Annotated in this window: 28 protein-coding genes; 14 read left to right on the top strand and 14 right to left on the bottom strand. The window is 67.7% G+C overall.

Annotated features, from left to right (window positions below; genetic code table 11):
* The first annotated feature begins 1 nt into the window (after position 1).
* Positions 2-1,882 (top strand): VWA domain-containing protein, encoded by a 1,881-nt coding sequence (locus VFB33_01100; protein HZO80265.1) that lies wholly within the window; start codon positions 2-4, stop codon positions 1,880-1,882.
* Positions 1,875-4,466 (top strand): VWA domain-containing protein, encoded by a 2,592-nt coding sequence (locus tag VFB33_01095; protein ID HZO80264.1) that lies wholly within the window; start codon positions 1,875-1,877, stop codon positions 4,464-4,466. Before VFB33_01100 ends, VFB33_01095 begins: the two co-directional genes overlap by 8 nt.
* Before the next feature lie 124 nt (positions 4,467-4,590).
* On the opposite strand, the gene VFB33_01090 is transcribed toward VFB33_01095, so the two are convergent.
* On the bottom strand, positions 4,591-5,772 hold the full coding sequence (locus VFB33_01090; protein ID HZO80263.1) for an aminotransferase class I/II-fold pyridoxal phosphate-dependent enzyme: 1,182 nt from the start codon (positions 5,770-5,772) through the stop codon (positions 4,591-4,593).
* A gap of 168 nt (positions 5,773-5,940) precedes the next feature.
* Positions 5,941-6,159 (bottom strand): helix-turn-helix domain-containing protein, encoded by a 219-nt coding sequence (locus tag VFB33_01085; protein HZO80262.1) that lies wholly within the window; start codon positions 6,157-6,159, stop codon positions 5,941-5,943.
* 338 nt (positions 6,160-6,497) lie between these two features.
* Here VFB33_01085 and VFB33_01080 point away from each other — a divergent pair, with 338 nt between their 5' ends.
* A complete protein-coding gene (locus VFB33_01080) occupies positions 6,498-7,208 on the top strand; it encodes a DUF72 domain-containing protein (protein ID HZO80261.1) in 711 nt (236 codons plus the stop codon).
* A complete protein-coding gene (locus VFB33_01075; GenBank protein HZO80260.1) occupies positions 7,198-7,833 on the top strand; it encodes a hypothetical protein in 636 nt (211 codons plus the stop codon). The genes VFB33_01080 and VFB33_01075 overlap by 11 nt, the downstream gene beginning before the upstream one ends.
* Before the next feature lie 13 nt (positions 7,834-7,846).
* Here VFB33_01075 and VFB33_01070 read toward each other — a convergent pair whose 3' ends face one another.
* Positions 7,847-8,182, bottom strand: coding sequence for a polymer-forming cytoskeletal protein (locus tag VFB33_01070; GenBank protein HZO80259.1), 336 nt, complete (start codon positions 8,180-8,182; stop codon positions 7,847-7,849).
* A 285-nt stretch (positions 8,183-8,467) separates the two neighbouring features.
* On the opposite strand from VFB33_01070, the gene VFB33_01065 reads away from it, so the two are divergent.
* Complete coding sequence (locus tag VFB33_01065; protein HZO80258.1) at positions 8,468-8,731, top strand: hypothetical protein; 264 nt, start codon at positions 8,468-8,470, stop codon at positions 8,729-8,731.
* A gap of 7 nt (positions 8,732-8,738) precedes the next feature.
* Here VFB33_01065 and VFB33_01060 read toward each other — a convergent pair whose 3' ends face one another.
* Both VFB33_01060 and VFB33_01055 read right to left on the bottom strand, forming a co-directional pair.
* The gene (locus tag VFB33_01060) at positions 8,739-9,161 is read right to left on the bottom strand and encodes a MarR family winged helix-turn-helix transcriptional regulator (protein HZO80257.1); all 423 of its coding nucleotides are present in this window, start codon (positions 9,159-9,161) and stop codon (positions 8,739-8,741) included.
* Positions 9,162-9,720: 559 nt separating this feature from the next.
* Positions 9,721-10,074, bottom strand: a complete 354-nt coding sequence (locus VFB33_01055; GenBank protein ID HZO80256.1) for a DUF488 family protein — start codon at positions 10,072-10,074, stop codon at positions 9,721-9,723.
* 78 nt (positions 10,075-10,152) lie between these two features.
* Between VFB33_01055 and VFB33_01050 the strand changes: the two genes are divergently transcribed.
* On the top strand, positions 10,153-10,923 hold the full coding sequence (locus tag VFB33_01050; GenBank protein ID HZO80255.1) for an SDR family oxidoreductase: 771 nt from the start codon (positions 10,153-10,155) through the stop codon (positions 10,921-10,923).
* 47 nt (positions 10,924-10,970) lie between these two features.
* Positions 10,971-11,339, top strand: a complete 369-nt coding sequence (locus VFB33_01045) for a cupin domain-containing protein (GenBank protein ID HZO80254.1) — start codon at positions 10,971-10,973, stop codon at positions 11,337-11,339.
* Between the two features lie 9 nt (positions 11,340-11,348).
* Here the strand turns inward: VFB33_01045 and VFB33_01040 are convergent, their stop codons facing one another.
* Together VFB33_01040 and VFB33_01035 are read right to left on the bottom strand one after the other, a co-directional pair.
* On the bottom strand, positions 11,349-12,137 hold the full coding sequence (locus tag VFB33_01040; GenBank protein ID HZO80253.1) for an SDR family oxidoreductase: 789 nt from the start codon (positions 12,135-12,137) through the stop codon (positions 11,349-11,351).
* 16 nt (positions 12,138-12,153) lie between these two features.
* Complete coding sequence (locus VFB33_01035) at positions 12,154-12,948, bottom strand: SDR family NAD(P)-dependent oxidoreductase (protein HZO80252.1); 795 nt, start codon at positions 12,946-12,948, stop codon at positions 12,154-12,156.
* A 253-nt stretch (positions 12,949-13,201) separates the two neighbouring features.
* Here VFB33_01035 and VFB33_01030 point away from each other — a divergent pair, with 253 nt between their 5' ends.
* Together VFB33_01030 and VFB33_01025 are read left to right on the top strand one after the other, a co-directional pair.
* Positions 13,202-13,774: a DsbA family protein gene (locus VFB33_01030; GenBank protein HZO80251.1), complete on the top strand. Its 573-nt coding sequence runs from the start codon at positions 13,202-13,204 to the stop codon at positions 13,772-13,774.
* An 81-nt stretch (positions 13,775-13,855) separates the two neighbouring features.
* Positions 13,856-14,089 (top strand): sulfurtransferase TusA family protein, encoded by a 234-nt coding sequence (locus VFB33_01025; protein HZO80250.1) that lies wholly within the window; start codon positions 13,856-13,858, stop codon positions 14,087-14,089.
* Between the two features lie 168 nt (positions 14,090-14,257).
* Here VFB33_01025 and VFB33_01020 read toward each other — a convergent pair whose 3' ends face one another.
* Genes VFB33_01020 through VFB33_01000 form a run of 5 tightly spaced genes read right to left on the bottom strand, consistent with a single transcriptional unit; the run spans position 14,258 to position 18,375 of the window.
* The gene (locus VFB33_01020) at positions 14,258-15,067 is read right to left on the bottom strand and encodes a DUF169 domain-containing protein (protein ID HZO80249.1); all 810 of its coding nucleotides are present in this window, start codon (positions 15,065-15,067) and stop codon (positions 14,258-14,260) included.
* A 46-nt stretch (positions 15,068-15,113) separates the two neighbouring features.
* On the bottom strand, positions 15,114-16,007 hold the full coding sequence (locus VFB33_01015; GenBank protein ID HZO80248.1) for a CoA ester lyase: 894 nt from the start codon (positions 16,005-16,007) through the stop codon (positions 15,114-15,116).
* Positions 16,008-16,053: 46 nt separating this feature from the next.
* A complete protein-coding gene (locus VFB33_01010; protein HZO80247.1) occupies positions 16,054-16,689 on the bottom strand; it encodes a MaoC family dehydratase in 636 nt (211 codons plus the stop codon).
* A gap of 43 nt (positions 16,690-16,732) precedes the next feature.
* Entirely contained in the window at positions 16,733-17,887 is a 1,155-nt protein-coding gene (locus tag VFB33_01005) for an acyl-CoA dehydrogenase family protein (GenBank protein HZO80246.1), read from the bottom strand.
* The gene (locus VFB33_01000) at positions 17,884-18,375 is read right to left on the bottom strand and encodes a MaoC family dehydratase (protein HZO80245.1); all 492 of its coding nucleotides are present in this window, start codon (positions 18,373-18,375) and stop codon (positions 17,884-17,886) included. Before VFB33_01000 ends, VFB33_01005 begins: the two co-directional genes overlap by 4 nt.
* A gap of 228 nt (positions 18,376-18,603) precedes the next feature.
* Here VFB33_01000 and VFB33_00995 point away from each other — a divergent pair, with 228 nt between their 5' ends.
* The 4 genes from VFB33_00995 (at position 18,604) to VFB33_00980 (ending at position 21,526) form a co-directional block, all read left to right on the top strand.
* Positions 18,604-18,957, top strand: a complete 354-nt coding sequence (locus tag VFB33_00995) for a hypothetical protein (GenBank protein ID HZO80244.1) — start codon at positions 18,604-18,606, stop codon at positions 18,955-18,957.
* Positions 18,958-19,098, top strand: coding sequence for a hypothetical protein (locus VFB33_00990; protein ID HZO80243.1), 141 nt, complete (start codon positions 18,958-18,960; stop codon positions 19,096-19,098).
* A 70-nt stretch (positions 19,099-19,168) separates the two neighbouring features.
* On the top strand, positions 19,169-20,968 hold the full coding sequence (locus VFB33_00985; protein ID HZO80242.1) for an oligopeptide transporter, OPT family: 1,800 nt from the start codon (positions 19,169-19,171) through the stop codon (positions 20,966-20,968).
* A 63-nt stretch (positions 20,969-21,031) separates the two neighbouring features.
* A complete protein-coding gene (locus VFB33_00980) occupies positions 21,032-21,526 on the top strand; it encodes a transcriptional repressor (protein ID HZO80241.1) in 495 nt (164 codons plus the stop codon).
* Positions 21,527-21,576: 50 nt separating this feature from the next.
* Here the strand turns inward: VFB33_00980 and VFB33_00975 are convergent, their stop codons facing one another.
* Positions 21,577-22,830: an MFS transporter gene (locus VFB33_00975; protein ID HZO80240.1), complete on the bottom strand. Its 1,254-nt coding sequence runs from the start codon at positions 22,828-22,830 to the stop codon at positions 21,577-21,579.
* Between the two features lie 81 nt (positions 22,831-22,911).
* Here VFB33_00975 and VFB33_00970 point away from each other — a divergent pair, with 81 nt between their 5' ends.
* Positions 22,912-24,840 carry a hypothetical protein gene (locus VFB33_00970; GenBank protein ID HZO80239.1) on the top strand — a complete coding sequence of 643 codons (1,929 nt, stop codon included), beginning with the start codon at positions 22,912-22,914 and terminating at the stop codon, positions 24,838-24,840.
* 39 nt (positions 24,841-24,879) lie between these two features.
* Here the strand turns inward: VFB33_00970 and VFB33_00965 are convergent, their stop codons facing one another.
* On the bottom strand, positions 24,880-25,587 hold the full coding sequence (locus tag VFB33_00965) for a hypothetical protein (GenBank protein HZO80238.1): 708 nt from the start codon (positions 25,585-25,587) through the stop codon (positions 24,880-24,882).
* Positions 25,588-25,751: the final 164 nt, after the last annotated feature.

Below are 25,751 nucleotides of genomic sequence, written 5' to 3'. Positions count from 1 at the left end.
GATGGGTCTGCTCAATCCGCGCAACCTCGTCTATCTTGCAAGCCTCGCGGTACTGGTCGCGATCTACCTGCGCGCGCGGGCCAAGCCGACTCTGGAAGTCTCCAGCCTGATGCTGTTCGAGGAACTGTCGGCGCCGATGGCGAGCTCGCGCGTGTTGCGCACCGATCTTCTGTTCTGGCTCGAGGCCGCGGCGCTGGGCGCGCTCGCGATGGCGTTGGCGGGGCTGTACGTGCTGCGCCCGCCGCCCCCGGCGCATCATGCGCGCCGCGCGTTCGTTTTCGACCTCGGCGCGGGGATGAGTGCGCGCGACGGCCGCACCACACGCATCGAAGAGGCCCGCCGCGCGGCGCTCGACCTTGTCAATTCGGCGCGGCCCGGTGATTCCTTCAGCGTGATCGGCTATGCGCTCGAAGCCGCGGTACGCCAGGCGCCCAGCGCGCATCAGGCCGCCGTCCGCCGCACGATCGAGGCGCTTCAGCCGATGGCGCTGCCCGCGCGCGCGGCCGCGCTGCGGACGGCCCTGATGGAAGCGCGCGGCGCTGCCGAGATCGACGTGTTCGCCGACCGCCCGGCGACCGGCGATGCGTTGAGCGCGGCCGGGCCCGGTGTGCGCGTCCATTTCCACCAGGTCGGTGCGCCGCAGGGCAATCTCGCGATCATCGCGCTCGAATCCGGAGCGGTCGGCTCTTCGCAAGGTCATCTGATCGTGCGCAACCTCTCCGAGCAGGCGCGGCTGTGCGAGCTGACGGTTGATCTCGACAGCAAGGAGGTGCTTCACATCACGACCGTGCTCGACCCGCGCGGCCAGTCGGTGGTGCCGTTCGGGCCGCTCAAACACGGGGGCGTGGTTCACGCCCACATTTTGACCCCCGATCCGTTGGCCGCCGACAACGAGCGCTGGGCCTACGCGTCCAACGACAAGCCCGATAAGGTGCTGGTGCTTTCGCCCGATCCCGACGTGCGCGACGATCTGGCGCGCGTGCTGCTGGCGGTGAACCAGAATCTCATCGTGACGACGGCCGACCCGGCCAAGTTCAGGCTGGCCGGCACGCCGCGCTATCGTCTCGCGGTGATCCACGACGCCTACGACCCCGGCATTGACGCCGCCGCGCGCCTCGTCATCTATCCGCAACCGTGGCTGGAGCATTCCCCGCCGCCAGCCGGACAGCTGCCCGTGGTGGGCAGCGTGGCGATGGCCGAGATGCAGGAGCGTGGCGCTGACCAGACGCTGGGCCAGCCGCTGCTGCTCAGTCCCGCACGTATCCTCGCGCTGCCCTCGTGGATGTCGGTGGTCGCGCGCGGCACCGACGCGGCCAGCAGCGCCTCTTTCGCGCTCGCCGCCTTCGGTTACGACGCGCGCGGCGCCACCGGACTGCTAGCCTTCAACGTGCGCGACCACCTGCTGCTCGATCCCGACAAACTCGAAGCGCTGGTTCTGACCATCGACATGGTCAAGCGCCTGCTCGCCCCGCAGGAGTTGCAGATTGTTTCGACCGGCGACGCGGTCAGCGTGCCGGCGAGCGCCAGCGCAACAATCATCGCACCCGACGGCTCGGCGCACACGGTCAGGGCCGACGCGATCGGCCGCGTCCATCTGCGCCCGCTCGAAGCCGGACGCTACGAGATCGTCTCAAGCGCCGGACGCAGCGTGGTTTACGCCAACTACTTCGACGCCGCCGAGTCGGACATCTCGGCCGCGGCGTCCGCCAGGCCGGCGCGGCCCTCTGCTCCCGCGCGGCCGACCACGAAAGCGGAAAGCGCAGGCACAATGCATGTCGCGCCGCTTGCGCCGTGGCTGATCGCGCTTGCGCTGGCTGCGATGCTGGTCGAGTCAGCGTTGCTCGCGCGCAAGGCGATGCGCTGGAGGGTACGGAATGTTTGAGCGGCCGGAGCTGCTGTGGCTGCTGCTCGCCGCCCCGCTGGCCGCAATTCCGGGCGTGATGGCGATGCGGGCGGGGCGATGGGCCGCGGGCGGCGCGGCGGCCGCGCTGCGCCTGGGCCTGATCGTGGCCCTAGTCGCGATGCTCGCCGGCCTCCGTCTGCCGCTCAGGATGCCCGCGCGGCGGATGGCGGTGGTCGTGGCGATGGACGCCTCGCGCTCGCTTGCCCCCGATCAGCTGCAGTGGATGCGCCACAAGGTGGCGGCGCTGCGCGCCGCGATGGATCCGCGCGACCAGCTCGCCGTGATCGAGTTCGGCCGGAGCACCCGCCTGGTCTCGCCGCTGGGCGATCCGCGGATGGCGACCGGCGCAGTCCCGCGCGCCGACATCGATCCCGGTGGCACCGACATCGCTGCCGCGCTCACCACAGCGCTCGGCCTGATGCCCGCGCGCGCCGAAAAACGCATCTTGCTTTTGAGCGATGGCAATGAGACCCAGGGCCATGCGGCTGCGGAACTGCCCGCGCTAATCGAGCAGGGCGTGCGACTGTACGCGGCCTCGCCGCCGCCGTCGTCCGCAGGACGCGTCGCGCTGGTCGATTTCCAGGCGCCGACCCCGGTGCGCGAGCACGCCAGCTTCGCGCTCAGGCTCGACGTTCTGAGCGAGGCGCGCGCGCCGGCGGCGGCCAAGGTGCGCCTGTTGAGCAACGGCCGCGAGCTCGGCCATCGCGAGGTCGTCCTCCAGCCGGGCTTCAACCGTTTTACCTTGCCCTACCGCATCGACCACTACGGCGCCTACCTGCTGACGGCCGAGGTCGAGGGCGCACCGCCGCTCACCACGGTCAACCCGCGGGCCGAGACCGCGGTCTCGGTGATCGGGCCGCCACGCGTGCTGGTGGTGTCGGCCACGCCGCCGGACAGCCTGCTGAGCGCGCTGCGCTTGCGCCAGTACGACGTCCAGGAGGCACCGCCGCACGCACTGCCCGATAATCCGGAAGCCTACCTATCCTACCAAGCAGTGATCCTGGTGGACGTGAGTGCAGCGGCGCTGCCAGCCGCGGTGCAGGGGGCGCTGGCGCGCTACGTCGGCGACTACGGCGGCGGCCTGGTGGTGACCGGCGATGCGCTGCGCGATCAGAAATTCCACGACGGTCAGCTGGAGAAGACGCTGCCGATTAACTTCGCGCCACAGCCGCCGCCGCCCTCACGCGAGCCAATCGCGGTGTACCTCCTGATCGACCGCTCCAACTCGATGAGCTACAACTCGCGCTACCCCGCGGTGCGCGACGGCGAGCGCATCCGTTACGCCAAGGAGGCGGCGATCGCGCTGCTCAACCAGCTCGACGACACCGACTACGCGGGCGTTATCGCCTTCGACTCCGAGCCCTACGTGCTCGCGCATCTCGGCCCCGTGGGCGAGAACCGCAACGACCTGATCAAACGCATCGAGCGCCTGGAACCCGGCGGCGGCACCGATTTCAAGGAATCGCTCGAGATCGCCGAGCGGGAGATCCTCGCCAGCGGGATTCCGGTTCGCCAGGTCCTGCTGCTGACCGACGGCGACACCAACCGCCAGTACCACGATCACGATCAGCTGATGGCCGATTATGGAAAGCAGCACATTCCGGTCTCGACCATCCGCATCGGCCCCGACCTCGAAAACCTCCGCCTGCTTCAGGATTTCGCCAAGGTGACCGGCGGCACCTTTTACCGCGTCGAGGACATTCGCAAGCTCCCGCTCCTGCTCGTCCGCCTGACCCATCAGGCGATCTCCGACCGCCGCCGGCGCGAAACTCACCTCGAATACGCCGGCGAAAGCTCGATCCTGGCCGGGATCAGCCCGCGCGAGATTCCGCCGATCGGGCTGTTAGCGACCACCGTGCCCAAGGACGGCGCTGCGGTGCCGCTGCGGATCCGCCACGCCGACAGCTCTTCGCCGCTGCTTGCCGCCTGGCAATACGGGCTGGGACGCAGCGCCATCTTCGCCGCCGACACCGACTCGACCGCCTCGCTCAGCTGGGTGCGATGGAACCGCTACGCCGAGTTCTGGTCGCAGCTGACGAGCTGGGTGATGCGCCAGGGCGACTCGGGGCTGTTCAGCCTGCGAATCGTCAATGCGCCCGGCGGCGTCCTGCGCCTGGAGGCTGAGAAGGCCGACAGCCAGCCGGTCAATAACCTGGTCTGCCGTATCACGGGCGCCGGCGGCGCGCTCGACGTGCCGATGACGGAAGCCGGACGCGCGATCTACACCGGCGAATCGGCACCACTGCGCCGCGGCAAGTACAACGTCACCCTGATGACCAAGGACGGCGACACCGAGCGCGTGCTGGTCCGGCGGGAGGTTGCGGTGCCCGGCTCCGCCTCGCCCGACGAGGCCGAGTTGCGGCTGCGGCCGTCCAATGTCGGGCTCCTGCAGCGGCTGGCGCAGGCGACCGGCGGCGCGGTCAATGCCACTCCGGCCGAGGTCCTGCGCCATCGCGGCGCGCTGGTCACCGTTTATCGCAGCGCCGACCCCTACCTGCTGCCGTTGGTGATCGCGCTTATCCTGGGCGAGGTCTTTGTGCGCCGCCGCTTCCTCGGTGACTGAACCGTCAGCTCCCTCCCCGGTCAAAGGCCGAAGGTCGGCAGAGACGCAGGCTTCGGCCTGCGCCGCTCGGAAGAGAGGTCATATTTCCGGGGCACGGGCTTTAGCCCGTGGGCCAGAGCGCGCTTCAGCGGCGGCGAGCGGCGAGCTTCCCACCCAGTTGCGCAAGGCGCTCGGCCGCCGCGGCCAACGTCTGGTCGCTCTTGGAGAAAGTGAAGCGCAGCATTCGCCTGCCGAGCTCGGCGCGATGGTAGAAGCTCGAACCGGGCACCGCAGCGATGCCGACCTGGTCCAGGAAGAAGTCGGCGGCCTCCAGGTCGTCGTGAAATCCGAGTTCAGCGACGTCGGCCATGATGTAGTAGGCACCCTGCGGGATCCAGCAGCGCAGCCCGGCACCACGCAGCGCACCGAGCAGCGCCGCGCGCTTGCGCTCGTACATCGCGCGCAGCTCGGCGTAGAACGCCTCGGGCATCCGCAGCGCCACCGCGCCCGCCTCCTGAAGCGGATGCGGCGCGCCGACGGTGAGGAAGTCGTGGACCTTGCGGATTGCGCCGGTCAGCCGCTCGGGCGCGACCACGTACGCCAGCCGCCATCCGGTTATCGAGTAGGTCTTCGACAACCCGCTTATCGTGATCGTGCGTTCGCCCATCCCGGGCAGGCTCGCGATCGACAGATGGCGTGCGCCGTCGAAGATGATGTGCTCGTAAATCTCGTCGGTTATCGCGAGCGCGTCGTGGCGGCGGCAAAGCTCTGCGATCAACTCCAGCTCGGCGCGGCCGAAGACCTTGCCGCTGGGGTTGTGCGGCGTGTTGATCACAATCGCCTTCGTCCGCCGACCGAAAGCCGCCTCCAGCTCGCCGCGGTCGATTGCAAAATCGGGCTCGCGCAGCGCGACGTAACGCGCAGTGGCGCCGGCCAGGATCACGTCGGGGCCGTAGTTTTCGTAGAACGGCTCGAAGATGACGACCTCGTCGCCCGGGTTGATGACCGCCAGCATCGAGGCCACCATTGCCTCGGTCGCGCCGCAGGTCACGGTGACGTTGCGATCGGGATCGCATTCGATGCGATTGTAGGCGCGCACCTTGTCGGCGATCGCGCGCCGGAAGTTGGGCGAGCCGTGCGTGATCGCGTACTGGTTGTAATCCTCGTCGATCGCGCGCTTGGCCGCCTCCTTGAGCTCGGCCGGGGCGGCGAAATCGGGGAAGCCCTGCGCAAGGTTGACCGCCCCGCACGCCAGCGCGCGGCGAGTCATCTCGCGGATGACCGATTCGGTGAAAAATCGCGTCTTGTGGGAAACCTCGCTGGCCATCGTCGACCCAGTCTAAGGGATGAGCGCGGCGCCCGCCAAGCCCGCGCAGGGTCGGCACACACACTCGCCCGTGCCCGCCGGCGTCCCGGAACGCGCAGGCCAGAATGCGCGAGGCCGGCAGCCGTAGCCGCGGCTGCCAGCCTCAGCCTATTGGTTGCCTAGGGAATCCTAGTGCCCGACTTCACTGGCACGCAGCTCTTCGAGCTGCGCGGCGCCCTGCTGCAAGCGCCACTCATCGATCGCTTCAACGTTGAAGCGCCAATCACTGCCAATTTTGAAGCCCGGCAGCTGTCCCTTCTTGAGCAGGCGGTAAATGGTCGAGCGGTGCACCCGCAGGTACTCCGACAACTCGTTCACCGTCAGCACCTTCGCGCCAGTCAGAGCCATCTTCCAATCCCCTTTGCCGCAACTGATCCCATCCCCAACCGCCAATGCCGGGGCCAGCCTAATTCGACCAAACTGCGCCCTTATTGTGCATTATTAGGATAGATACCGCACTAATGAAAGAAGCGCGGTAGGCGTCTAACGCAGATTTTTTGAGGCAGCGCTCCGACTCTACGCGCTTAAGAGATATTATGAGCCTAATAACATCTTATAACATGAAATTCAGTGCCTGGATGAAAGACTCTTGCGATTGTTTAATCGGGCCTTCGCGCTTTCGCCATCGCTCATCCAAGGCTTGGCGGCTTGTCGGACGCCGCCGACGCGAATAGCTTCGATCGCCGATGGCGGCGCGCGTGCGTATCGGAGCCTCAGGCTTCAGTTACAAGGAATGGCTGGGCGGATTTTACCCGGCGAAGCTGCCGGGGGCACGGATGCTCGCCTTCTACGCTGAGCGGCTGCCGACCGTGGAGATAAACTATACGTTCCGTGCAATGCCGCGGCGGGCGATGCTGGAGCGCTGGGCCGAGCAGACGCCGGCTGATTTTCGCTTCGCGCTTAAGGCCCCGCAACGCATCACCCATATCGCCCGCCTGCGCGACGCCGCCGACAGCCTCGGCTATTTCGCCGACACTGTGACGGCGCTGGGCGAGCGCCTCGGCCCCACCCTCTTCCAGTTGCCGCCCGACCTCAAACGCGACGACGGGCTATTACGCGACTTTCTGGCGGTGGTGGGCGGCCGTCTGCGCCCTGCTTTCGAGTTCCGCAATCGCTCATGGTTCGCCGACTCCGTACTTGAGGTCCTCGCCGACGCTGGCGCCGCGCTCTGCATCGCCGAAAGCGACCGCCTCAAGAGCCCGATCGAGTGCACCGCGCCGTTCGTGTACGCGCGGCTGCGTATGGAGAGCTACGATGACGCCGCGCTGAAACAATGGGCGGAACGGCTGGGGCGGATGCGTGCCGAGGTCGACGAAATATACGTGTACTTCAAGCACGAGGCCGCGGCGCCGGCCTTGGCCGCGCGCCTGACCGGCATGCTCACCGATGGCGCTTGAGGAAGCCTCGGTCGCGCCCGCGCTGCCGCCCGCGGGCGAATACCGCTACGAGTTGCGCCGCGCGGGCGAATTGATCGCCGTCGAGGAGGAGACGCTCGCGCGCGAGCGCTTGCGGGGCGCACGGCGCACGCCCGACGGACTCAATCGCCATGAGGTTGACGCTCGCCTCGCGGAGGCAAGTGGGCTCATCGTTGCGGTCGCCGTCCGCTACCGGCGCGGCCCGTTCTCGCGCAGCGCCGACTACGAAACCGCCGACGACATCATCCGCGGCCATCTCAGCGCGGTCGGCGGACGCGAGAGCGTAAGCGCCAAGCTCGGGCGGATGCGCGAGGTGGACGCCGATCTCGTCGTGTGCAAGGCGTTGATAATCGCGCGCGCGCGCGCCCGCGGGCAGGCGCGATGGATCGGGCGGGTGGCGACGATCGACCCCGCCACGCTCATCGTAAATTCCTACAAGCAGACCTATCGGCGGCGCGATGAGGCGGGCCGGCGCTGGATTTTCGAGCCCCGGATGGGCGACGCCGACGAGATCGAAATCGACGATGCCGGACGGGTCGTGCGGTACCGCGCGCGCGACGGGGTCGAAACTGTCCTGGTGAGTTTTGCGCCCGAGCGCGCGCGCTGAGCGCCCGCGCCGCCTAGGCGGCCATCCGGTCGCGCGGCATCCGGCAGTCGCCGTCGAAGGTCGCGCCTTCGTTGAGCACCAGGCTCGGCGTGTTGACGGTGCATCGCAGCCGCGCGGTGGGCAGCGCCTCCAACCGCTGACGCACGGTGATCTCGCCGCTGACGGTACCGGCGATGGTCAGACGCGTCGCGGTGATCTTGGCTGAAACCACCGCCCCCTCGGCGATCACGATCTCGTCGCCGACGATTTCCCCCTCGGCCTCACCCTCGATGCGGACGGTGCCGTGAAAGTGAAGCTTGCCCGAGAGCTTGGTGCCTTTGCCGATCCGCGACTCTTCCGTGCCTGCCATCGCTCCCCCCTAAGGCCGCAGCCAACGTCGCCGAAAGACTATGACGCCAATCGCTGCCGCGTGCAAACCTTGCCGTTGGATCGATGACTTCCGTCGCCGCCCCGGAACCGAATAGACTCGGGCAGCGTTATCCGAGGAGACCGGGAGGTAGTCATGCGCAATGCCCCACGAGGCGCCGCGCTCGCCGGTGCAGCTCTTCTCCTCGCCGCTGCGGGCATCTCAGGCCGCGCGCTCGCCAGGGAGCGGCAGCCCTCAGCCAAGCCCGCCGCGGCCGCGAGCGACGAAGTGGAATCGGGAGTTTACGGCTTTTCGGGCGCGATCAAGGGCGGGAGCGCGCTGTCGGGCGTGATCGGCGAGTGCATCTGGATCTACGACGCCGACAACAAGAAGCTGGTCGCAACCGGCGACTGTGACCAGGGCAATTTCCGCGTCGCGCTCAAGCCCGGCGAGTACGTCGTGCGCGGTCCCGGCGGCAACCAGAAGATCGACGTCAAGCCGCATCAGTGGGTCAAAATCAAATCGCTGGTCGAGCTCCCGGGATCGCTGTAATTCCCCGTCAAAGAAGCTTTCCGGCGAGCATGCGAAGGGCGGCCTGGCCGTCCCTGCCGAGCCGCCGTTCAATCTCCTTCTGTGCCGTGCTCCAGGCCGCAAACGCGCGGACGACAAGCATACGGCCCTGGCGGGTCGCTGCTATCCAGTGGCTCCGTCTGTCGCTGTCCGGGGCGAGCCTCAGCCACCCGCGCCGCCGCATCCGTTGCACGTTTCGGCTCAGCGTCGACTCGTCCATCCTGAGCCGTTTGCAGAGTTCGGCGGGGCGAGCCCGTGGGCGCAGCGACGCCGCAACCAGAACGTTTAGTTGGCTCGCCTTCAGATCGAGCGGGGCCAGCGCGTCGTCGTAAATTGCGCTGACGACCCGATTGAGCATCCGGACCCGCAGAGCGAAGCAATCACGGGCCATCTTACCCGCGCCGTTCTTCATATAATTGCCAATACAAGAAACGGGGCTGTCAGTTCAAATGAGGCGCAAAAGTTCGCACTTCGCGCCAGGTTTCGCTGATTGCGCAAAGCTCCGGGGTTTGCTGATAAGCGTTTTCCCGCCCGCCGCGCACCAATCTTGCCCGCGCACCACGGAATGTTTCTTGTATATGCATTCAGACCAATGAAACAAGCCGGTTGCCGGCGCGAGGAGGACGGAATGGTGATGCGAAAGAAAGCCGCAGTGGGCATGATTCTCGCCCTTGGGATAGTGTGCTCGGCCATTAGGCCCGGTCAGGCGAACGCCGGCGGACCCTCCGGCGCAGTTCAGGCGCGCCCTTCGCGCGCAGCGGTTGGGCAGCCGCGCTTCAATTCCTACTGGTTCGTTTACGGCGAACCGCCCTACGCCGACGGCGTCGTCCCCTGGAAAACGGCGCAGCAGCCGGCTTCGGGATTCAATTCGTACTGGTTTGTTTATGGGATGCCGCCGTACGACGATCGCAGCGCCGCGGCTTCGGACCCGGCCGTCGCCGGACGAGCCGAGCCGCCGACGGAGGCGGCCGCTAGCTCATCTCCTCGAGGACTTCCCTGATCACGACCGCCTGGTTGTGTTGCTCGTCGCGCGCGCTGTAAACCAGCGTGAGCGTGCCGCGCGCCGAGATTGCGGCCAGCTCGTCGAGCATCCGGCGCGCCTGCGGGCGGCTCAGCTCCTTGCGGTAGCGGCGGCGGAACTCCTCCCATCGGGCGGGGTCGTGGCCGAAGAACTGACGCAGCGCGTCACTCGGCCCCAACTCGCGCATCCACTTGCTGATCCGCGCCTTTTCCTTGGTGACGCCGCGCGGCCAGAGCCGATCGACCAGCACTCGCACGCCGTCGCGGGAGGCGGCGGGCTCGTAGGCGCGCTTAATCCGGACCATCTCGGGTACTTCCAAAGCGCACGCGCTCGATTGTTCTTTTTACCATCTGGCGGAAGCTTTTGGTAAGCTGTTTTTCTGATGGGCGAATTTGCGGCCAAAGTTGCGCTGATTACCGGCGGCACGCGCGGCCTGGGACGCGCGATCGCGCTGCGCCTGGCGCGCGGGGGCGCGACGGTGGCGCTCAACTACAGGCGCGACGAGCACAACGCACGCCGCACGCTTGAGGAAGTCCGCTCGCTCGCCCCGCGTTCGATTCTCGCGCAGGCCGACCTGGGCGACGACGGGCAGGTGCGCGCGATGGTGCGGCGGGTCGGCGAAACCTGCGGCCGCCTCGATATCGTGGTCGCCAACGCCGCGGCGACCGCCTTCCGCCCGCTGCTCGAGGTTAAGCCCCATAATCTCGCGCGCACCTTCAATCTGAGCGTCGGCGGCTTGGTCGCGATGGTGCAGGAGGCGGCGCCGCTGATGGACGCGGGCGGCCGGGTCGTGATCATCTCCGGCATCGACTCGATCCGCTACACCCCGGGCCACGGCGTGCTCGGCGCGGCCAAGGCGGCGCTCGAGAGCATGGTGCGCGACCTCGCTTTCGAGCTGGGCCCGCGCGCGATCACGGTCAACGGCGTGAACTTTGCGCTCATCGACAGCGACTCGTCGCGGATGTACATGGGCGAGGATTTCGAGCGGGTGGCGCGCGCCGCCGCCGCGCGCAGCGCGCTCGGGCGCGTCCCCACCGCCGACGAAGTGGCCGCGATCGTCTGCCTGATTTGTTCGCCCGAGGCGGGCTTTCTCACCGCGCAGACCATCATGGTTGACGGCGGGCTGTCGCTGATGTCGCCGTTTGTGCGCTGACGCCGCGCGGGCAGTTGATTCGCAAGTCGGTACGGAGGGATCGGCCAATGGATCATCAGGACAAAACCGGCGAGCGGGCGCGTGCTCCGTTCGCGGTCTTCGTGCTCGATGAAGCGCGCCGCCACGTGATCAACGGGCCACAGTGGAAAGCCAACGATCGTGCCTCGACGAGCATCGTGAAGAATGACGACCTGACGGTGTCATTGCTCATCCTCAAGCCGGGCGCCCATCTGCGCCAGCATGCCGCGCGCAAGGCGGCCAGTGCTCAGGTCCTCTCGGGCAGGATCCGCTTCACTGCCGCCGGCGCGGAGCGCGAAGTCGGGCCGGGGATGCTGGCGATGGTCGAGGGCGGCGTACCCCACGCGGTCGAGGCGCTCGAGGAAAGCGCCGTCCTGCTGATCGCCGCGCTCGGCTGAGTCGCCGACCTACACCCGGCAGAGCAGGCCGCCGTCGACCGCGAGCGCTTCGCCCGTGACGAAGGCCGAGGCGGGCGAGGCGAGGTAAAGTAGCGCGCCGGCCAGTTCCTCGGGTTGCACCAGCCGCTTGTACGGCAGGTACTTGAGCAGGCTGCGAGCGAATTCGTCGTTGGCCAGCGCAGGACTGCCCTCCTCGGCCAACCATCCCGCTTCGAGCAGATTGATGCGCAGCTTTTGCCGCGCCCACTCCAGCGCCAGCGCGCGCACGAGATTGGCCACCGCGCCCTTGGCCGCGCAGTACAGCGACGCGCCCGGCACACCGCGCTCGGCGAGCACCGAGCTGACGATCACGATCGAGCCGCCGCCGTGCTGGAGCATCGCTCGCCCGCCCTCCTGGCATGCGATCCATACGCCCTTAAGGTTGCCTTCGATCACGCGGTCGAAGGCGGCGTCGTCGGCGGCCTCGGCCGGCGCGTAGTACGGGGCGTCGAGCGCGACCACCATCGCCTCCAGCCCGCCCAGCCGCTTGACCGCGGCGTCGATCGTCGAGCGCAGGTCGGCACGAATCGACGCGTTCTGCACCTGGATGAACGGCGGCTTGCCGCCGGCGGCCTGCACCGCCTTGGCGGTCTCCTTCAGCATCTCTTCGGTGCCGGGCTCCTGCGAGGCGATCATCAACTTGGCGCCGGCCTCTGCGAGTGCGACCGCGCCGACGCGGCCCGTCGGATGCTCGGCGCCGAGCACCAGCGCACCCTTGTCGGTAAGCGCAAATTCGTTGAACCCCTGTGGAAGCGCCATGGCATCCTCGCTGCGGCTAAGCGCTGGGCTGGGGCGCGACGCCGGTGGGGGTGACGCCGCCGGCGAGGCCGCCGCCGTCCACCACGATGAGCGCGCCGTTGACGTGGTTGGAAGCTTCGGAGCTCAGAAAGAGCGCGAGCGGACCCAGGTCGCTGTCCTGTCCGCCGTGGCCCATCGGGATAAACTTGCCGCCCTTGAAAAACGCCATCAGCCGTTCGTTGTGCGGAAAGATGCCGGGGACGATGCAGTTGGTCTGGATGTTGTCGTCGGCGTAGGTCAGCGCGAGCGAGCGGGTCAGTTGCAACACCGCGCCCTTGGAGCAGGCGTACATGTAGTTGTGCTTGCCGCCGCGCAAGCCGTAGCCCGAGGCGACGTTGATTATCTTGCCGCGCTTGCGCCGGAGCATGTACGGGATTACCGCGCGCGCGCCGAAGAACTGGCTGGAGAGGTTGACGTCGATGCCGCGGCGCCATTCCTCGTCGGTGATCTGATCGATGGTCTTGCCAAAGGCGTCCTCGCCGGCGCCGGCGTTGCTGATCAGCACGTCGACCTGGCCGTACTCCTTGATCGTCGCCGCCACCATCGCGTTGATGTCCTCCGAGAGCGAAACGTCGGTGGGCACGATGAGGCATCTGCGGCCGGTCTTGCGCACGGCGGCGGCGGTTTCTTCGAGCTGTTCGCGGGTGCGCGCGGCGGCGACCAGGTCGGCGCCGGCCTCGGCCAGCTTGAGCGCCATCGCGCGGCCCAATCCGCGCCCGGCGCCGGTGATGATTACGACCTTGCCGTCGAGTCTGAGGTTATCGGCAATCATGTTTCCTCCGGCGTGCGCACGCTCGCGCTCCAACGACCGCGCGCCCGCTGCCTGTGGCCCTACGTACTAACACAGGCCCGCGGGGCGCAGAAAGTTGCGCGCGCGGAGCAGATGGGCTCAAGCGCACGGCGCGCGGCAGTGCGCCAGCCCTCTTTTCCCCACCGCAGGGGGCGCATATAGTCGGAACCAAGGAGCGTAGGCGATGGCGATCAACATCACAATGTTCTCCGACTTCATCTGACCCTTCTGCTACATCGGCTTCGCCGTGTTGCGAAAGCTCAAGTCGGAGTTCGACTTCACCGTCACCCATCGTGGCTTTCAGATACACCCGGAATGGCCCGCCGAGGGCTTGCCGCCCGCGCAGTTCCGGCCCGGGATGGATCCCAAAACGCGCCAGGCGATGTGGGAGCGGATAAGCGCGATGGGCGCAGCGGCGGGGGTCGTGATGAAACCGCCGAAGATGTACGCCAACTCGCTGCTCGCGCTCCAGGCCGCTGAATTCGCCGCCGACGCCGGATTGGGCGAGTCCTTCGAAGAGCGGATCTTCCGCGCCTACTTCGCCGAGGGCGTCAACATCGGAATTCGTGACGCATTGCTCGACCTCGCGGCCGAAGTGGGAATCGAGCGCGCCGCGCTCGGCGACGCGCTCGCCTCTGAGCAGTACGCGATCCGCATCCGCAACCACGCCGTGGCCGCCAGCCAGCTCGGCGTCAGTGGCGTGCCGACGTTTTTCATCGGCGACTGGCCGCTGGTCGGCGCGCAGAGCGAGGATGTAATGCGGCGAGTGCTGGAGCGGGCGCGCGAGCGGCTGGAAGCCTCCAAGTAGCGGACGGGCCGCGTCGGCGCGCTCGCCTGGGCGCGGCGCGGACGGGTACAAAGGCCGCGCGATCGGCTACGATTGATCGCTGTGCAAGCCCGCGGCGCGATCTTCAAGCTCGACCTGCGCGGGGTCAAATGCCCGCTCAACTGGGCGCACGCCAAAGTGCACCTGGAGCGGATGGCGCGCGGCGAAGTGCTGGAGCTGACGCTCGACGATCCGCGCGGCGCGCGCGATATCCCGCGGGCGGCCGAAGCCGAAGGCTACTCGGTGGTCGAACAGCAGCGAAGCGGCGGGCTTTGGCTGCTGAAGATCGAAAAATAGCAAGCGGGCGGGGTCCTGAACCGTCCTCGCCCACCCGCTCGCGCGCGGGCTTTCAACCGGGCACCGCCGCCTGAAGCTCGCGCCTGAGGCGGCCGCCGAGCACCTCGCTTTCTTCCACGCAGGGGGCCTGCCGCATCGAGCGGCAGCCGGGTATCGGGTGCGGCGGGCTCAACTGCGGGAGCTTTCGTCGCGCTCCCTTAGCATTTTCATCAGGTCCTGATAGGTCTTCGGCATCGTCACGGTCGAGCGCATATCGACCGTAATCGGGTAGCGGATGCCACCCTTGTGCGTGCCCTCCAGCCCGGCCACGATCTCGTCGGCATACTCCCACGGGCAGGCGAACACCATCTCGGTGTCCTGCGCCATCCCGAAGACGCGGTCGCCCGTGCACGGCAGAATCACCTTGGGCTCGCTGGTCGTCATCGTCTGGATAACGATTTCGGCGCAGTCGAGCCGGCCGCCGGTAGTGCTCGTGACACGGCCTCCGCGGCGGTAGAGCGCGGCATGCACCAGTCTGAGCACTTGAGCGCTGTTGGCGTACACTGCGACGACGTGGGGCTCGAAGCGTGCGCGGCTGAGCGGCGCAACGCATACGTAGTCGTAGGCCCCGGGTTCGAACTTCCACGTGCTGGCTTCGAGCTTCGAGGCCGCCTCCTCGTTCTCACAGTACATCCCGAGCGCGGCGAAACCCTTGAGATATTCGTCGTTGGGCTTGCGGAAACCGAAGGCGATCGCCGAGAGCGGACAGATTACGTCGTCGCGGCCAACCGCGATACCCCATCCGTAGCGCCGCGCCACGCCGATCGACTGACATACGATCCATTGCTCCTTGAGGCTGCGGCTCGGAACGCGCACGTCCTCAGGTAAGGGCTCGCCCGGCTTGAGCATCCGGATCGCGAGCGGAAAGGTGTCGGGCCGCACGTAGGTCGAAATCGCGGCGTCCAAACGTTTGATCCGCGCAGCGGTTTCCTCGTTCATCTGCTCCATTGCTCCTTCGCCCGCGGCGCATCCGCGTCGCGCGCGCCTACATTCCGATAAGATCGGCGCGCTCGATGATGTTGCGGATGATGCGCACCGAGGCGACATCGATCATTACGCCTTCGTAGGTCACCGCGCCGAGCCCCTCGGCCTCGGCCTGGGCGTAGGCGGCGGCGAGCTTGCGCGCGCGCTCCACCTCTTCCCTGGTCGGTGAATAAACCTCGTTGGCGAGGTCGATCTGGCTTGGATGGATCGCCCATTTACCGACGAAGCCGAGGATCGACGCCCAAGTCGCCTCGCGCCGGTAGCCCTCGGGATCGTGAAAATCGGCGAAGGGGCCGTCAATGGCGTCGATGCCGGCGGCGCGCGCGGCGACCACTATCTTGTTGCGCGCGTAGTGCCACATGTCGCCCGGGTAGCCGGGTGCGCCCTTGGCCGGGAAGCGCACGCCCTGCGAGGCGCTGAAGTCGCCGGGGCCGAAAATTATCGCCTCCAGCCGCGGCGTGCAGCGCGCGATCTCCTCGACGTTGATCAGCGCCTGCACCTCCTCGATCAGGACTTCGAGCGCGATCCGCTTCTTGCGCTTAAGCCGCATCTCGATCCCGGAGAGCAGGGTATCGACAAACCACAAATCGCGTGGCGTCTTGACCTTGGGAATGATGATCACGTCGAGCTTGTCGCCCGCCTTCTCGGCCAGCTCGATCACGTCCTGGTAGGCGTATTCGGTCTCGACGTTGTTGATCCGCACGGCGCGGGTCTTCCTGCCCCAGTCGAGATTGTTGAGCGCGGCGATGACCTTCGCGCGCGCGGCGACTTTTTCGCTGGGCGCGACCGAATCTTCGAGGTCGAGGAAGACCAGGTCGGCGCTGCTTTTGGCGGCGCGCTCGATCATGCGCTCGTTGCTGCCCGGGGTGGAGAGTTCCGACCTGCGTAGTCGCATCGCTGTAATCCTTCCCTGACCGCCCGCGTCGCGCAACGCCGGCAGCCTACCTGCGCCGCCGCCGCGCGGCGGCGCCTTTTTTCGCCGCCACGCGCGCGCCCGCCGCCGACCGCCTTTTGCGCGCCCGCGCCGCGCTCTTGTGCGCGCGCGCTGCCGCCGCCGGCGGCTTCGCTGCCCGCGGCACGAACGAGCGGCGCTTGAGCAGCACGCGCCGCTCGCCTTCAAAAACCACCTGCCCGCGCTCATTGACGCCCCAATGGCGGAAGCGCACTTCGCCGACCTCGCCCGGATGGTAGTGCGCAAGATCGGGGCGGCCCGCCGCACGCGCGTCGAAGTCGCGCTTGTCGACGACTTCCGAAAACGCGTAGAGCGTGTCGCCATGCAGGACCGGGGTGCGAAAGCGGATCTTGTCCAGTCCCAGCTCGGCCACCGCCTGCTCACCCGTGTCCTGCATCGCCAGCCCGATCACCAGCGAAGCGGTGACACCGCCGAAGGTGATGCGATGGCCGATCGGCCCGGAAGCCATCATGTGCTCGTTGAAATGGCCCTGCGCGGTGTTAAGCACCAAATTGGTGATCAGCACGTTGTCGATCTCGCCGACGGTCTTGCCGCGCGCGTGCTCGTAGACATCGCCGACGTCGAAATCCTCGAAGTAATTGTCGCGCGCGGTAAGGTTATGCACCGCCGGCGCAGATCCGCTTGTTTCCATTACACCCCCGGCCCCATTATTCCAGCGGCCCCAGCAACCGGTCCGAGATCACCCGCAACTGGATCTGCGAGGTGCCTTCGAAAATCTTGGTCAGCCGCGCATCGCGCCAGTAGCGCTCGATCGCGAAGTCTTTGGTGTAGCCGTAGCCGCCGTGGATCTGAAGGGCCTCGCTCGTCACACGCTCGGCCATCTCGGAGGCGAACCACTTCACCATCGAGGCCTCCTTGTCGCAGCGCCGCTTGCTGTCCACCTCGGTGGCGACGAAGTACATCAGCTGGCGCGCGGCCTCAATATTGGCCGCCATCTCGGCGAGCTTGAAGCGGATCACCTGGAATTCGCCAATCGGGCGGCCGAACTGCGCGCGCCGCTTGACGTAGTCCAGCGAATCTTCGAGCGCGCCGCGCGCAAGTCCGATCGCGCGCGCCGCCGTGTGCACACGCGCGGTCTCCAACCCCGACATCATCGCGTAAAAGCCGCGCCCCTCCTGGCCGAGCAACGCCGAGGCCGGGAGCCTGAAGTTGTCGAAGTGCAGCTCCCAGGTCTTCCAGCCGAAGTAGCCGATCTTGCGGATCGGCGCGCCGCTGATTCCGGGCGGAAAGCTGCCGCGCTCCTTGGGGATGAGGAACTGGCTGATCCCAACGTGGCGGCGCTTGGGATCGGGCGACGGCGAGGTACGCGCAAACAGTACAATATAATCGGCGCCGTCGGCGAACGTGCACCAGGTCTTGCTCCCGTTGATCACCCACTGATCGCCCTCGCGCGTCGCCCGGCACGAGACGTTGGCGAGGTCGGAGCCGGCGTCGGGCTCGGAGAGCGAGAAGGCGCCCAACCACTCCCCGCGTGCAATCTTCGGAAAGTAGCGCCGCTTGTCCTCCTCGGTCACGCCGCCCCACAGCGAGTTGCCCCGCGCGATGATGCTCGCCACGCTCATCCACGCCCGCGCAAGCTCCTCGGTCACCAGCGCGTACTCGAACACGCCGAGCCCCAGGCCGCCGTACTCCTCGGGAATCAGGATCCCGAAGTAACCGAGCTCGGCCATCTTGTCCCGCAACTCCATCGGGATGTCGCCCTGCTCGGGATCGAGCTTGTTGGCGACCGGCAGGACCTCGTTCATCGCGAACTCCCGCGCGGTGCTCTGAATCAGCTTGCGTTCGTCGGTCATGTAGCTCATGGCTGGGCAGTCCTCTTGGTCACCAGGTTGGTGCGGCGAAAATCGATCACGAGCTCGCCGCGGCGGTCGAAGCCCTCGGTATGCCAGGTGACGATGCCGCTGTCGCGCCGGCTGCTCGACTCGCGCTTCTCGAGCACGGTCGAGCGCGCGGTCAGCGTCTCGCCGGGATAAACTGAGCGATGGAACCTGAGCTCGTCCACGCCCAGGAAAAGTCCGCCGGCCTCGCTGAGGTCCTCGACTGAGAGCCCGAAGACGGTCAGGAACACCAGCATCGGATTGAGCACCACCCCGTCGTGGCCGTGCGCCCGCGCGTAGTCGGCGTTGAAGTACAGCGGGTTAAAGCTCATGGTCAGGGTCGAGAACAGGCTGTTGTCGCCGTCGTTGAGCGTACGGCCCCAATGATGGTGATAGACGCGGCCGATCTCGAAATCCTCGTAATGGTTTCCCTTGGGCCATTTTTTGGCCCGCGCGCGCAGTTCTTCACTCATCCTTGTCAAGCTCCGGATTCATCCGTCACCGTGCTCCGATTGTATCAGCGGTTGCGGCCGCATCGCGGCACGTCCTCACCCGCGACCGCGCCGGGCAATGGGAGCATAGACAATAATGGCCGCGATGCGAATCCCTGGCGACGGTTCGCGGGCGTGCCGCGCCTTGGCCGCTTTGTGGCGCGCATGCTATCGTCGCGTTATCGCGTAAAAGCCGCAAGGGATAACTCCATGCGTCGGTGGATCGCGTCGATTGCACTGTTCGCGGCTGCGGGCTTCCTCGCAGCGCCGGCGTCGGCCGGCGATGTGGGCTCTTCGGCCTGGCGAAAGCTCAATGCGCTGCTCGGCAACGCTCCGGAGCATGACAACTTCAAGCTTATCCACGTGCGCGACCTCGCGGCGCTGCGCGGCGATCCCGACGCGCACGTCTTTATCTTTGACGCCAACGTCGCGCACGAGCGCGAGGTGTACGGCGTCATCCCCGGCGCACATCTGCTGCCCTCGCCCGAACATTACGACGTCGCGGCCGAACTGCCGCCCAACAAAGCCGCGCGGCTGGTCTTTTACTGCGCCAACCCCCATTGAATGGCTTCCCATGACGCCGCCCGGCGGGCGGTCAACGCGGGCTACACCAACGTGAGCGTGATGGTGGAAGGGATCGAGGGATGGGACGCGCAGGGCCAGCGGCACGTCGATCCGGACTCCAACCAGGCCGCGAACAGGTGAGCGGCCTCGCCTACCTCACTCTTTCCGCAATCGCGACCTTCTTGCGCCGCGCCGTCCGGCAGGGCCGCGCGTGACGCGTCCAGCCGCCGCGCATCCGGCGCCCGCCGACGTGCCGTTACGCGAGATAACCCCGCGCGCGATCGTGCTCGGCCTTACCCTCGCGCTCATCCTGGGCGCGGCTAACGCCTACCTCGGGATGTATGCCGGGATGACGGTATCGGCGAGTATCCCGGCGGCCGTCATCTCGATGGCGGTGCTGCGCGCACTCGGCGGCTCGACCATCCTCGAAAACAACGTCGTGCAGACCATTGCGTCCGCGGGCGAAGCCGTCGCGGCAGGCGCGATCTTCACGTTCCCTGCGCTGATCGTGCTCGGACCAGGTGCTGCGCTGTCGTGGCGCGATGTTACGATGCTGTGCGCGGCGGGCGGCACTATGGGCAGCCTGCTGGTCGTCTTTCTGCGCCGCGCTTATGTCGTCGAGGAGCGCCTGCCGTTCCCCGAGGGCGTCGCCTGCGCCGAGGTGTTGCGCGCGGGCGAGGCCGGCGGCGCGAGCGCCATGCCGCTGGTATGCGGCGGGCTGGCCGCGGCGGCCCTCAAGGCGATGCAGGATATCGCTGGCGTCGTGCCCGGCGCCGTTACCGCCGCGCGATGGGTCGGGAGCCGCGCGTTGGCGGGTGCGGCCGACGTCTCGGCGGCGCTGCTCGGCGTCGGCTACCTTGTTGGCGTGCGCATCGCGAGCCTCGTCTTCCTCGGCGGCGCGATCGCATGGCTCGCGGCAATCCCGGTCCTGAGTGCGGCGCATCCGGAGCTGCGCCCGCTCGACGCGCAGGCGGCGGCACAGGCGATCTGGAGCGGCCAGGTGCGCTATCTGGGCGTGGGCGCGATGCTGGTCGGAGGAGTCGCGACGCTATGGCGGCTGCGCGCACCGATCCGGCGCGCGCTCGTCGAAAGCCTGCGCATGGCGCGCACCTCGCATCTCGCCGCGCCCGCGCGCGAGGAGCGGGACCTTTCGACCACCGCCGTGCTCGGCGCAGTCGCGCTATCCATCCCCGCCATCTTTGTCATTTGTTTCCTTCTGTCCGGCAACCCGCTGCTGAGCGGCGTGCTCGCGCTGGCGCTCGCCTTCATCGGGTTCTTCGCCACCGCGATCGCCGGCTACCTGACCGGCATCGTCGGCGCCTCGAACAATCCGGTCTCCGGCGTGACGATCATTGTGCTGCTCGCGATTGCGCTGATGCTCAAGCTCTGGGGCGTGCCGGCCGCTATCGGGCCGCATCTCGCGATCACGGCCGGCGCCGTGGTCTGCACGGCGGCCGCGATGGCGGGCGACTCGTTGCACGATCTCGCTACCGGCTTTCACGTGCGTGCCACGCCGCGTGCGCTCGAGATTGCAGTCCTCGTCGGGGCGCTGGCGTCGTCGCTGGTGATGGCGCCAGTGCTCAATCTGCTGATCGGAGGCTATGGAATCGCCGGCACACCGACCGCGCGCGCGGGCGCGCTCGCCGCGCCGCAGGCCTTCCTGATGGCCAAGGTCGCGCAGGGAGTCTTCGCAGGCGGCCTGCCGTGGACAACGGTCGCCGGGGGCGCGATTCTCGCCAGCGTGCTCGTTATTGTCGACCGCGCCTTGGAGCGGGCCGGCTCGCAGTGGCGGACGCCCGTGATGCCGGTTGCGATCGGACTTTATCTTCCGTTCGGGCTCAGCGTCACCATCCTGCTGGGAGCGCTGGCGCGCGCCGTTCGGCGCGAGGGCGGTGAGAGCGAAAGTAGCGCGGGAGTGCTGTTGGCCGCCGGCCTGGTGGCAGGCGAGGCGCTGATGGGCGTGCTGAGCGGCGCGCTGGTCACGACCGGGGTCAAACTGCCGCTGTTTTGAAAGACGAAAATTGCGCGAAGGCCCATTGATCGGGCCCCTTTTGCTGGATGATAATTATTATCAATGAGCGAAGTTAAGCTGTTCGGCGGACAGGAGCGCGGCGCCTACGCCCAAAGGCGGCTCGCGGAATTCGTCGCCAACTGCCGGCGCAAGAAAATCCCTGTAACGCCGCAGCGTCTCGCCGTACTGCGCGCGCTCCTGGAATCAGGTGATCATCCGCGCGCCGACCGCATCTACACCCGCGTCCGCCGCGAGCATCCGCACATCTCGCTCGCCACCGTCCATCGCACGCTCGAGCGCCTGTGCGACGTGGGGGAGGCGCGCAAGGTTACTCCGCTGCACGACACCGCACGCTACGACGGCAACGTCCGTCCGCACCATCACGTGGTGTGCGTGCGATGCAAGCGCGTCGAGGATATCGAAGCGCCTGAGTTCGACACCCTGCTTGAGGGGCGCGAGCGGCTGGGCGAGTTCGAGCTGCTCGGATGTTCGGTCGAGATTCGCGCGCTCTGCCGCCACTGCCGCAAGCGCACCGCGCGCGCATCGGCAACCGATTGAAGCATCGCCATATTTGACCGCCGCGGACGCGCCGTCGCTGCTGGGGAAGACTACGCTCGGGAAGCGCCGGCGGCCGCGCGGTGTTCCTCGGGTGGGCGCAATCCGCTGAACGCGCGAAAGAGCAGTACATCGTAGAGCACCTTGAGCCCGGGGCCGATGATGAACGGCGTCGTCAACGACAGCCCTTCCATCACCGCGCCCGCCAGCGTCGGTGCCAACGCCCATCCGCCCATCCGCACCAATCCGGTCACGCCGGAGGCGAGGGTGCGTTCCGCAGGCGCAACCACCGCCATCACGTAGGACTGGCGTGTCGGCACGTCCATCTGGACCAGCGATTCGCGCGCGAGGAACAGCACCGCCGCGATAGGAAAGGTCGGTGCGAAGGCGACCGCCACCATCAGCAGGTTTCCCGGAATGTGCGTGAACACCATCGTGTTGACGAGCCCGATCCGCCGCGCCAGCCATGCCGCGGCGAACTGCGAGAGCGCGTTGGCGATGGCCGCGCCGAAAAACAGCATCCCGACTTCCGCGGCGCTCACGCCGAAGCGTTCGACGAAGAAGAATGAGACCAGCGCCTGGGTGAGAAAGCCGCCACCCAGGCTGTCGAGCAGGAACAGGCCCGAGAGGCGAGCCAACACCGAGCGGCTTTGCGGCGAGACCTTGAATCCAGCCTGCGGATGCTCGCTTTCGACCACGCGGCTGAGGAACAGGTAGAGAATCGCAACCGCCGCCATCAGCGCAGCGTAAAGCCCCATCCCCGCCCGCAGCGCGCCGAGCTCGCTCGCGACCCATCCGGTGCGCTGGAGGAGCGCCGGCGTTCCCGCGATAAGCCCCCCAATCGCCGCCCCCGCCGAGAGCAAGACGTTGTACACGGCAAAGGTGTGCGTGCGGCGCTCGTCGGGGACCGTCGACGGCAGGATCGCCTGTTCGATGATCATCGCCGCGCCTCGGTCGCGGCCCATCCCGTTGACCATTCCCAGGAAGGCCGCCGCGATAACAGCCCTCTCCGCTGAAGCGTAGGCGACCACGAATCCGCCGGCGGCGCTGAGCAGGGCAATCCAGCGCAGAAAGCGTCGGCGGCCGAAGCGGTCGGCCGTGAACGTCGCCACCAGCGCGGCCAACGCGCCGCCTGCCAGCCCGGCCGTGATGGTCGCGCCGATCGCAGTGGCGGAAAATTGCAACCGATGGAGATAGACTCCGAGCAGCACGCCGGTCATCGCAATCGCGATAGCGCGCACGAAGGCCGCCACAAAGATGAGCGTGCGGTCGCGCTGATGCGAGTCCGGGTCTGAAGCGATGTCCATGACGTCCAAGCGCGGAGGCGCGTCGAACTATAATTCCGAATCGCCGCGTCTTGCGCCACCGAACCCGTGTACGCCGCCTCTGTGGCTACCGCCTCCAATCGCGATCGCCGGGTAATAGCCGCCGCGCTGGTTCTGCTGGGCCTGCACGGCGCGCTGCTGCTCGCCGCGCTGGGCGACTGGCGGGTGACGATCGACTCCGCCTACCACGTTGCGCTGGCCCGCTCGTACGGCGAGCGAGGCCTGGTCGCGTGGGATCACATCAACTTCGGTCCAGGCGGACGGCCGAATCTGCAAGCTCCGCTGATGTACCTGGTAGTCGGCGGGCTCGGCCGCGTGCTGGGCGGCACCGGCGGCGATTACGTGCTGGCCAACGCGATGGTGGCGGCCGCACAATGGGCGGCCGCGATGGCGACGGCGGCGGCATTCGCGCTGTGGATCGGCGGGGAGTGGGCGATGCTGTTCGCGGCGACGCTGCTGAGCGGCGCGGCGTTCGCGGCGACCTCGTTCGCAGTGGGGATTCCCTCGGGATGGCTCTTCATCCTGACGCCGTGGGCGATTCATTTTTTCCTGCGCCGGCGGCTTGGGCCGGCGGCGCTGCTTACCGCCGCGGCGATCTACGTCCATATCGGCGGGATCGTGACCGCCCCGCTCGGGGTGGCGGTCGCGGCGGCGCTCGAACGTCGCTGGCGCGCTCTCATCGCGGTCGGCGCCGGCGTCGCGCTGCTCACCGCACCCTACACCATCCACTGTCTGTACTATCTGCAATGGCTGCGCGACGTGCGTAGCCATTCGGCGCTGCTCTTCGATCCGATGCTCGACGCGCTCGGTGTCGCAGGGCTCGTCGCGGCGTTGAAACGTCCGCGCGACAACGCCTTCCTGGTCGCCTGGGCGGCGGCGCCGATTGCATGGCTATTCCAGGATCCGGGGCGCTTCATCCTGCAATCGGGGCTCGCGGCGAGCGTGCTCGCCGGCGTCTGGGTCGCGCGCCGGATCGCGGCGACGGCCTCCAACCATCGCGCGCTGTACGGCGCCGCGCTGGCCGCGATTGCAACGCTGTGGCCGCTCGGCGTGCCCGCGCTCGGCGCCGAGGCGGCGTGGGCGGGCGGAATCCGTTACCCGCGGGCGGTCGATTGGAACAACGCGCACGTGCTCGCGTCGACCATCGAAAGCAACGGCCTGGGCAACGATCTCGTCGCGGACTACATGCCGGCGCTGTGCCCTGCGATCGCGGTGTACGCGCCGCTCAGGTGCGAAAAGGGGCACTGGGTTGAAGTGCAGCCGAAAATCGATTTCGCCGACGCACTTTCCGCCGCAGGCAAGGTGTACGTCCTGCCGCTCGACCCACATGACCGTGCGCTCGACGCGATGGGGCGGCGCGGATGGCTCCGCGCGTGGGGCGGCAGCGGCGACTCCAGCGTCGTCACGCTGGCGGCGCGCGCTCCGCTCGACGCAGCCGCGGCGGTTGCCGGCGCAATCGTCACCCGCCAGGCCGAGTGGCTCTCCACACACGTGGTGAACAATTCCTTCGACGCAAGCGGCTGGCGCACGATGCTCTCGCAGACCGCGCTCGAGCGGTGGCGCATGCGCATGGCAAGGCAACGCGAGCGTGCGGGACGAATCGAACTCGCGCTCGTCGTCTATGCTTACGCGCTCGAGCCGACGGAGCCGTCGCTGGCGGCGCGGATGCGCCGCGCGGCGCGCGGCTTCGGCGTTATCGCGAGCTTTCTCGGCGACGACCTCGCGCTCGACTTCGAAAGTCCCGCCGCGACGGCGCGGCTAAGGCGCTCGCTCGGCGCGCTGGCGGACGCCGCGCGGCCTCTGGCCGTCTCCGCGCGGCCGCTGACGGAAAGCACCGCATCCGGCGCGGCGCGCGATTGCGACGGCGCGGCGTTTGCGCGCGCGCTCGACGAAACTTTGGACTGCTATCTTGTAACCGAGGGCGTCAGCTTCGCCGAGCGCCCGCCCAACAACAATCTGCCGTGGCTGTCGGCGCTGGGTTATCGGGGTTGACCGAAGCCAGCAAAGTGCGAACGCGCAAAAGGCCGCGGCTCAGTTGAACTGCGCGCGCGCTACTCGATGGACGGGCGCCGGATAGCGCACTGGGCCGTAGCGGCGCAAAAGCTCGCGCCGCGACAGCCACACTTCCTGCGGATAGGAACGTGCCGTGGTGCCAGTCTCGATGCGTGAAAGCCCGCCGGGCGTGTAGAGCACCAGCAGGCCGGTCATAAACATCCGGTCCAACCGCCGGCGTAGCGAGGGCGGCCGCGCGCGCACATAGAAGCCCAGCCGCGCGGCGGCCTTGGCGATCAGGGTGACGCCAAAGAAAGCCTGCACGTTGAGGTCGAATCCGGGCCGCACGATCCAGCGCGCCAGACAGCGCAGGTCCTGGCGCGCCGCGCGATAAGGATTGCCATGGTCGCCACTGACCAGGTCGAAGATCGCCTGGTTGTTGCAATGCAGCTCGCCGACGATCATTCCCGGCCGGATCTCGGTCAGGTCCGGCAGCGTCAGGACCTCTCCGCGGTAGAGCACGAAGCGCACGCGCAGGATATCATGCAGGGTGCCGGGGATGCGGCGCGTCGGCCACATCGAGTGCGCAAGATGCTCCCAGCGCGGCCACGCCAGCAGCAGGCCGTGCGGATTGCCCGGCGTCGAGCCATGCGCCATCACCTTCCACAGTATGCCGCTGGTGCGCGTGCAGGATGCGCCACGCTCGGGCGATGGGCCGCCGCCCCCATGACGTGTATGGAGCTCCATCCGTAGCCTCCGTACGCGCCTGTCTATGAGCAATCTAGTTCCGAGCCGCGCTGCTTGGCAAACGTCACCGAGCCGGCCCGCCAGACCCGTGCGGCGGCGGTCCGCCCCGGGCGCCGGCCTTTTGACTCGCGGGAGCCGCGCAATTGCTGCATAATGGCGGTCAC

The sequence above is a fragment of the Candidatus Binataceae bacterium genome (genome assembly GCA_035650475.1).
Classification (GTDB): Bacteria; Desulfobacterota; Binatia; order Binatales; family Binataceae; genus JAKAVN01.
The sequence above is the reverse complement of the archived record's forward strand: the minus strand, read 5'-3'. Positions and strand labels throughout refer to the sequence as shown.